Origin of the sequence: Nocardia sp. CC201C (assembly GCF_030010695.1) — a bacterium.
GTDB classification, from domain to species: Bacteria; Actinomycetota; Actinomycetes; order Mycobacteriales; family Mycobacteriaceae; genus Nocardia; species Nocardia otitidiscaviarum.
On the sequence record NZ_JASCXP010000340.1, the window covers coordinates 1 to 8,213 of the forward strand.

Annotated in this window: 6 protein-coding genes; all 6 read right to left on the reverse strand. The window is 68.3% G+C overall.

The window, feature by feature from the left end:
- Positions 1-25: 25 nt before the first annotated feature.
- Positions 26-1,270, reverse strand: coding sequence for a helix-turn-helix domain-containing protein (locus tag QK444_RS27535; protein WP_282785059.1), 1,245 nt, complete (start codon positions 1,268-1,270; stop codon positions 26-28).
- Between the two features lie 117 nt (positions 1,271-1,387).
- Positions 1,388-2,122 carry a class I adenylate-forming enzyme family protein gene (locus QK444_RS27540; protein WP_282785060.1) on the reverse strand — a complete coding sequence of 245 codons (735 nt, stop codon included), beginning with the start codon at positions 2,120-2,122 and terminating at the stop codon, positions 1,388-1,390.
- Positions 2,123-2,318: 196 nt separating this feature from the next.
- Positions 2,319-4,016: a peptidoglycan DD-metalloendopeptidase family protein gene (locus QK444_RS27545; protein ID WP_349239546.1), complete on the reverse strand. Its 1,698-nt coding sequence runs from the start codon at positions 4,014-4,016 to the stop codon at positions 2,319-2,321.
- Between the two features lie 152 nt (positions 4,017-4,168).
- Positions 4,169-6,241 carry a hypothetical protein gene (locus QK444_RS27550; protein ID WP_282785061.1) on the reverse strand — a complete coding sequence of 691 codons (2,073 nt, stop codon included), beginning with the start codon at positions 6,239-6,241 and terminating at the stop codon, positions 4,169-4,171.
- Between the two features lie 290 nt (positions 6,242-6,531).
- Positions 6,532-7,323, reverse strand: a complete 792-nt coding sequence (locus tag QK444_RS27555) for a hypothetical protein (RefSeq protein WP_282785062.1) — start codon at positions 7,321-7,323, stop codon at positions 6,532-6,534.
- 43 nt (positions 7,324-7,366) lie between these two features.
- The coding region (locus QK444_RS27560; RefSeq protein ID WP_282785063.1) for a hypothetical protein at positions 7,367-8,213 on the reverse strand (847 nt) is incomplete at its 5' end.

Consider the following 8,213-nt stretch of genomic DNA (forward strand, 5'->3'; position numbering starts at 1 on the left):
GTATCGCACTCGGCGGGGCGGCCGGCTAGCGGTGGGGTGCGCGTAGGACTTTGCGCCCGAGCAGGCTGCAGACCTCGAGCGCCACGGCGATATCGAGTTTGCTGTGCGGCGTGCCGCCGTCCTGGATCATGTCCAGCGCCTTGGTGATTCGATACTTGACCGTGTTGCGGTGCAGGATCATCCGCTGCGCGGTGTGCAGATGGCTTTCCCCGGTCGCGTAGTAGGTGCGCAGCGTGTCCCGGAGGGGTGCGGCCTGTTCGGTATCGTTGGCGAGTTCCCCGAGCACCTCCCGTACCCAGGCCCGGGTCGCGTCCAGGTTCTGAGCCAGCAGCGACACCACCGCCACGCCCGGATCACCGAAGCTCATGGACCGGCGACTGGGCGGCGCGTCCGGGACGGTGGCCACGAAATAGGTGGCCTCGGCCTGCTGATGGGAGCGCCGGAATCCGCACAGCCCCCGACCGGGCAACCCGGCGGCCAGCCGGATCCCGGTCGGCAGCCCACCCGCCGCCACCGACTCGGGGATATCGACAGCCGGGCGATGATCCCCGAACGGCAGCCATGCCCACACCAAGCGCCGGTCGACCGCGGTCACCAATGGCGGCCCATCGGTCTGGAGGTCACGCGCGAGCGCCCGTGCGCCCGCACCGAGCACATTCAGAACGGTCGACTCGTCACCGCCTGTGTACCAGAGGAACACCGCCACGTGGGTTCGGTCCAGACGGTAACCCGTGGCGTCCTCGAAAGCGGCCTGGTCGGGAGTCGTCGTGGACAGCAGCACCTGAACCGTGGAGGAATTCACGGTGCCGCGGGCATTTATCCACCGAATGCGTTCGGCCTCATAGGTTTCGAAAACGTACGAGGTGATCCAGTCGGCGTAGGCGTAGATTCTGTCGTTGAGCAGCTTGACCACGGCCAGCGCCAATTCGACCGGCAGCTTCCGGCGCTCCACCTCTTCATGGAGCGTGCGCATGATCGAATTCTGTCCCATATGGTACGAACGCACCAGAAGGTTGGACGGGATCTCCCGCTGCGCCGCCCGGCGCGCGGACTCGACCGCGGCCACCGGTGGTTGCATATGCTCGAGCGGAATGTTGTTGGCCAAGATCTCGATCATGGTCGAAACATTCGAATGGATTGCGGCGACCCGCATTTTCTCCATTCGCGGATCGGCCCGCGTGAAGTCGTTCTCGTTGAGTATTCGGATGGTCATCTCCTCGACCACTTCCGATTCCCGCGCCCGCAACGCCGTCCCGATCTCCTCGATCACACTGGCTACCAGAGCCGGTGACGGCTCGGACGATACGGCGGCTCGATGTTCGGGTGGGAGCGCGGAAACAGTCATCGAGCTGGACCTCTCAACAAGATCGTGCGCGGAACGCGGCCGCTACGGCACCCGAGCCCCGAACGTCGCGAATCCCGAGCACACCGACACTCCCGTCGGCGGTGCCCAGTTCGGCGATGTGCGGGCCGAGACCAGACTGAGCCGCGATCCCAGCACCATCGCCGCAACGAAATTCATTCCGATCACATCGGCTCGGGCCAACGGCAGCGAGATCCTGCAGTGGTCGGATCCGGTGAGACCCAGGCACCGGATTGTATCGGCCGCCACCTCCCGTAGCCACCCGTGGGAAAACACGCCGCAATCCGGCCCGGCACCGGATCCGAAACACACCAGAGCGGAATCCTCGCTCTTCGGGTCCGGCGGCGCGACCCATCCGACGGGCACCGGACGCGCCAGGACCTCGACCGCCAAGCGCGGAACCCCGGCGATCCGATGTGAAGGACCGGGCAGCGGACGATCATCCAGCACCACCACGGCGTCGGCGGCGACGATCTGTGCTTCGATCAGCGGCTCGTCGCCGTCCGGGTCCAGCGGTGCCGCGATCGCACCCAACCGCCACACGGCCATGAGAGCCACCAGCAACTCCAGCCGATTGGGCAGCACGATCGCTACCGTGGCGCCACGCCGAACGCCCGTAACCGCCAACTGGGCGGCCGCGGCATCGACACGCTCGGCGAATTCGCGATATCCCCAGCGGAGACGCTGGTCTTCGAGACTGGGCGCGCCGGGGCCGAATTCGGCCCGATGCCAGACAAAATGATCGACAGCTACAGACACGACCCTCACCCGTTCCGTACTCGACATGTCGAACGCTAACGGCTGACCGCAGCCCGGGGAACGTACCCGGACGCCATAGTCGGCGGGGCGCGTTGTGCACACAGCACAATCGACCGGTAGCGCCGCGCCCGCGCGCTGTGTGGAGGCCGGTCCGCGCGCACGAGGCGGAATGCGGAGCCGGACAAGCCCGATCGAACTACGCCAATCGAATGCCGCGCTGCGCCAGCCAGGACTTCGGATCCAGGGCCGAACCGTTCTGCCGCACCTCGAAATGCAGGTGCGGACCGGTGGACCGGCCCTCATTGCCCATCCGGGCGATCTGCTGCCCGGCGCTGACCTGCTGCCCGGGCTGTACGGAGTAGCTGTCGACGTGCCCGTAGATCGTCTCGGTGCCGTCCGCGTGCCGGATCTTCACCCATTGGCCGAATCCGCTGGCCGGTCCGGCGGCTACCACCACTCCGTCGGCCGCGGCGAGAATCGGCGTGCCGATCGCGTTGGCGATATCGACACCGTCATGGTGTTTGCCCCAGCGCGGACCGTATCCGGAGGTGAAGGTGCCCTGGGCGGGGAGCACGAAGCGACCGCTGCCCGCGCCGCCGCCGACACCGGTGTGGGTGGACGGATTCTGTCCGGCGAGGTTGTAGAGGTACTGGTTGGTGAGTTGGTTGATGTGCGCGGCGGTCTGGGCGGAATTGGCTTGCCCGGTGCCGACGATCTGATGGGCGTACTGGAGGGCGCGGGTGAGGATCTGGTGGGCTTTGCGCTGTCCCGCCGGCGTGTAGGTGTCGGGCCCGAGAGTCGCCAACGCGACATTGGTTTCGCGGATGAGGTGCAGGAGTTGGTCGCGGTCGACGGTGTTGGCACCGGCGAGATTGGTGACGTAGTTGGCGAGCCGGTTGTCGAGGTTGGTGAACGCGGTGGCGGCGTGCTTCTGGAACAGGGCGGCGGCGGTGTGCCCGCTGGCTGTCGCACCGGCGCCGCCGGTCTTGCCGGTGGCCGAGTCGAGGCCGGTGGCGGATGCGGCGGCGGCTTCGCGCGCGCCGTAGAGAGCGGCCAGTACCTTCAGGATTCGCAGGGCCCGCTCGGCCTGCGGTGACAATCCGACGGTGACGGGTTCGTCGTCGGCGCCGGTGACCGTGGTGTCGGATATCCCGGTGCCGGTGCCGGAGTCGGTCGTGTGCGGGCTGGCCGCGCTCGCGGTGGGGGATTGCGGTGTGGACAGGGCCTGTGACAGGGCGGGTAGCAGCTGCGCCAACGCGTCCTCGATACCGGACCGATCGGCATCGGCCGCATCGCTGTCGGCATCGCTATCGGCCTCGCTGTCGCGGTCGAGCCCCGGGCTCGACCGCTCGCGGGGCACGCCGAGCCCCTCGGGGAGCGGCGTCCCGGCTACCGACACCGCGGTATCCGGTCCGGTCACCGCGGCCACGGGGACGATCGCACCGGGCTGCGCCACAACCGCGTTCGGGAGCGACGCCGGACCAGCCACCGGCGTCACCGCCGACGGTGCTGCGGCCGAAGTGCCCGGGCTCGGCCCGGACGTCGACGCGGGCGCGGTGGGTGCCGAGGCGGGCGCGGTGGTTCCTCCGGGATGATTTCGCCTGGGCGTCCACGGTGTCGCCGATATCTGTCCCGCACCGTCGTCCTCGTCGAACCCCACCGACAGTGCGGAGTCCGGCTCATCCGCGGTCTCGTCGACGAGCTCGGCACCGGCCCCCGGTTCGGCCACGGTCATCACTCCCCCGCCCCGTCCGACGCCACCGCCCACACGGCCATCCGATGCCTCCTCGACCCGCTCGGGGAACCGTCCGACAACCATCCTGACCACCCGCGCCGCCACACGAACCGCCACCACTGGGAATACCGGGCCGACCTGGCCGGAGCGGGTTCGCATGACAGGGCCGAACCTCTGCCCTACCGACCGAGATCGCGGTCGAGTCCTGTTCGCACGAAGGCGTTTTCGCTACCCCGTGAATCCGAACCGATGGATACGGGGGAATTCCGACAGCCGTCGCGGCGCGGCGCGGTCGCGGCCTGCGGCCGCCTTCAGTAGTCCCACGGACCCGGTCCCTCATCGGGGTGTCCGTGGCCGAGGACCGAAATCCGGTGTGCCGTGTGGTCGGCCAATGCGCGATTCCGCCCGGTGGGCGCGTCGTAGTACCGCGCGACCGCCGCGCTGTGCGCCTCGGCCGCCTCGGTACCGATGACATGCCGGGTCGCGGCACCGACCGATCGCCACCGGTCCGCCGGGATGACGGTGCGCAGCGCCCCCGGGGTGTCCCAGTGTCGGCGTACGAGATCGACGAATGCCGAGTCGACCTCCGCGTCGATTCGCGGCCCCGGCGCATCCCGGGCGAGCTTGCGCGCCGCGACCTGGGCCCGCGCGGCGAAGGCCAGATGCTCACGCAGGTCCCGCTCCGGTCCGACCGGATGGTTGTGCACCGATTCCCAGGCGGCCAGGGCCTGTCGCACCCGGTTCGGCAGATAGGTGTTCTGCGACATCGACGCGTTCTGCACGGCGATGGCGCGGTCCGCGTGCAACGCGTCGTCCGGACGGACTCCGATGGTGGCGAGCGCGCCGTTGAGTTCCGCCTTGGGGATTCCGGAATCCATGAGCGAGTCGATGACCTCGGCGACGGCCAGCGGCGTGTCCACACCGCCGTGCTTCTCGGCGCGATAGCGCGCCGCGCGCTCCCAGGAGTCGCGGTTCGCCTTCGCCCATCGCTGCCGGTGCAACGACAGCGAGCTGTACTCCGCGAAGTCGAGCGCCGTGCTCCGACGTCTGCGCGCGTAGGGCGACAACGGATTCCGTGTCTTGCCCAACAGCCACGCGGTGGCGGGTGATTTGTTGACCGTGGACACGGCGGCCAGCCCGACGAGCAGCCCCGCTCCCGATGACAGCGAGTTCGCCGCGCGCACCGTGCCCATGCCGAGAGCCACCGGGTCGGACGATCCCGCACCGGCCGGGGCGCCGCCCTGCGCCGTCAGCGCGACCCGATTCGCTATCCACGCGGCGCCGCGATCCAGGCCCCGCTTCAATCTCCGCAGTTGCCAGATCGCCACGATCTCGACGACCCCGCCGATGGTGAGGACGGCCAGCACCTGGTCCCCGGCCAGTCGGAACAGATTCCCGAGAAACAGCACGTAGACGCCGAGGAAAACGGTGTAGACGACCATGCGCGCGGCGGCCATTCCGATATCGACGATATTGCGAACGAGGAAGGTCTGCGTCGGCCCGTAGACGAATCCTCCGGCCGCGAAGCCGAAGATCGCCATGAACCCCTGATACACCGCGTCCAGCGCGGACCGGATGATCTGCAAGCCCAGATAGGCCGCGAACGCCAGGAGCGACGAGCCGAAGACGAGCAGCGACAATCCGGTACCCAGCTGGGCCGCTCCGGGATTCTCGATGGCCGCGTGCGCGGTGGTATCCCCGCAGTCCCGGAGCCCGTCGGCGACTTCGGACATCTCACCGGACCGGATTCCGGCGGACCAGGCCGCTCGGCAGCTGTAGCGCTCGTCCACGACGTGCCCGAAGTTCCACACCTGCACCGGCCGCCGCGCGAAGTTGTCCGCCAGGTCGCCCTGCACCGCCGCCACCAGCCCGCTCGGTTGCGGGTTGCCGTCGCCGTTGAGCCCCGCCGCCACCGACAGCCCGATATCGCGCCCGTGTACCAGCAGTCCGTCGGAGGACAGCACAGCCGCGAGCGGTTCGGCGAGAAAGAGCGGGCCGAGCACGGCGACGGCGAGCATGGCGACCGTCTGCGCGGTGGCCCTGGCTCGATACCCGCGCACGAGCAGCCAAGCCACCACGACCGCCCCGACCGTGGCGGCGGTGAGCAGCACGATCGGAGTCGCCAGCTGTGCGGCCACACCATCCGCGACACCGATCAGTGCGTCGGCGAAAAGATCGAGCCACCGAAAACTGAGGACATATCCGATAAGCCAGATCGCCGTGGTGACGATCACCATGTAACCGGCGAATTCCAGCGTGATCAACAGGGCCCACATCCCGCCGCCGGGATTGAGCAACGATCCGTGATCGGTGGCGAAATGGTACTCCGACAGCGGCACACCGGAAGTGTCCCGGATATCCATCCAGCCGAGTCCGCTGTTCACCCAGGCGCTCGGTCTCGCAGTGCCCGGTTGTGCGGTCGCGACAGTACCCAACGCGCCCGGGACCAGCACCAACAAGACGAAGCAGGATGTTATCCATGCTGCGCGACGCCGCGATGGCTTTTCCCGAACCCATCGCCGAATGTCCGGCGCAATGTACACGCGGATAACGTACCGACGGACAGCGATCGATTACAGGATCGCCCCTTCGTCGATCAGACGAACAATCAGTGAATTCGCAGCAAGGAATTCAACCGTTATTCACGGTTCGTATGTCTTGTCGCGTTCACCCGTCAGGAGCCTCCCATGTCGAGCACCCGCTTGACCCGGACGTCGTCGGCGCGCGGGAGCCCCTGCCGTACGTAGCCACCGGCCGACGGATCGCCGGTGACGACCTGACCGTCGCCCACGACGACGCCGACCCGAGTCGGCGCGTTGCCCCGGTACTCCCAGAACACCAGATCGCCCGCCGAGGCAGCGGACGGATCGACGCGCTGCCCGCACACCCCCTGTCCGGCGATCGTGGTCGGCAGCACCGGTGCGCAGCCGTGCCGGTCGGCGGTCGGGGTGGGCGCTGCCACCAACACACACGTACCGGTGGTGGTGGCGGCCAACTCGGCCGAGTAGACGACGGACCGGGACAGATCCGCCGGCCCGGACGCACCGTCGGCCCCCTCTCCCCACCGCCTTCCCTCCTGTGTCATCGCGAGCTGCCCGGCGCATGCCCCGGCGGGGCCGGTGTTGGGTGTCCGCAGAGCGGGGAGCTGATAGGGGGCCGAGCGCATGGCCTCGACGCAGTCGCGCTGCCACTGGGAGACTTCGGTCTCGTCGGGGTCCAGGGTGATGGCGGCGTACGGATTGGTCGAAGGCGGTGCGGTGAGGGCGGCTGCGCCGGTCGGGGGCACGGTGGATGTCACCGGAGTCTCGGTGAGCGAGGGGTCCGGCCCCAGCGCGGTATCGCACTGATAGTGCAGGTCCGCCGAGGCCGATTGGCCAGCCGTTCCGATCACGAGACTCAGCAAGACCAGGACCCCGGCGATCATCAGGCCGAACAGGATCATCACCAGGATCGGAAAGGGAACCATAGCGACGAGGAACGTGAGTCGGCGCCTGTCGGTCGATGCCATGTCACGAATCCCACGGATCGAGACCGGCATCCGGATCCAAGTGGTCCAGATTGGAGATGCGCCGGGCGATCTGGTCGACCGCCACCCGATTCTCCTCGACGGGGTTGTTGTAATAGCGCAGGACGGCGTCCCGGTGCTGGTTCGCCAGCTCGGACCCGATGTGATGGCGAGTGTTCGCGCCGACCTGGTTCCACCGGGCCGGCGAGATGGCCGCCTGCAGGGCAGCCGCCGAATCCCAGTTCGCCCGTACGTCGTTCACGAATGCCCAGTCGATATCGGATTGGCCGCCGATGAAGTGCGGTACCCGCGAATGCCTGGCGAAGTTGGTCGCGGCGACATGGGCCTGCGCCACGAACGCCCGGTGTTCGCGCAGGCTCCGCCCCGGTTCGATCGGGTGGTTGTTCACCGACTCCCACGCCGCCAATGCCTTCTGCAACGGTGCGAATCCGTACGGGTTCTGCGACTTCGACGCGTTCATGACCGCGACGGCCCGGTCGACGTGCAGAGCGTCCATCGGATCCACGGCCTTGCCGTTGAAGCGGAGTTCGGCCAGCGCGCCGTTGAGCTCCGCCTTGGGAATGCCGGAGTCGTACAGGCCGTCGATGATGTTGGCCACCTTCAGCGGATCATCCACGCCGCCCGCCTTCTGCGCGCGTCGCTCCGCCGCCCGCAGCCACGATTCCCGGTTGTGCAGCAACCATTTCTGCCGGTGCAGCAGCCATGGCGTGTATTCCATCCGGGCGAGCTCGGCGCGCTGGCGCTGGCGGGCGTACGGCGCCAGCGGATTCAGGGTGCGGCCGAACAGCCACTCGGTCGCCGGCGAGCCGCTGATCGTCGACAGCGCCGCG

Bases quoted from the DNA above. Each gene is read 5' to 3' on its own strand.
- QK444_RS27555 (WP_282785062.1), bottom strand. From the start codon at position 7,323: ATGGTTCCCTTTCCGATCCTGGTGATGATCCTGTTCGGCCTGATGATC.
- QK444_RS27545 (WP_349239546.1), bottom strand. From the start codon at position 4,016: ATGCGAACCCGCTCCGGCCAGGTCGGCCCGGTATTCCCAGTGGTGGCG.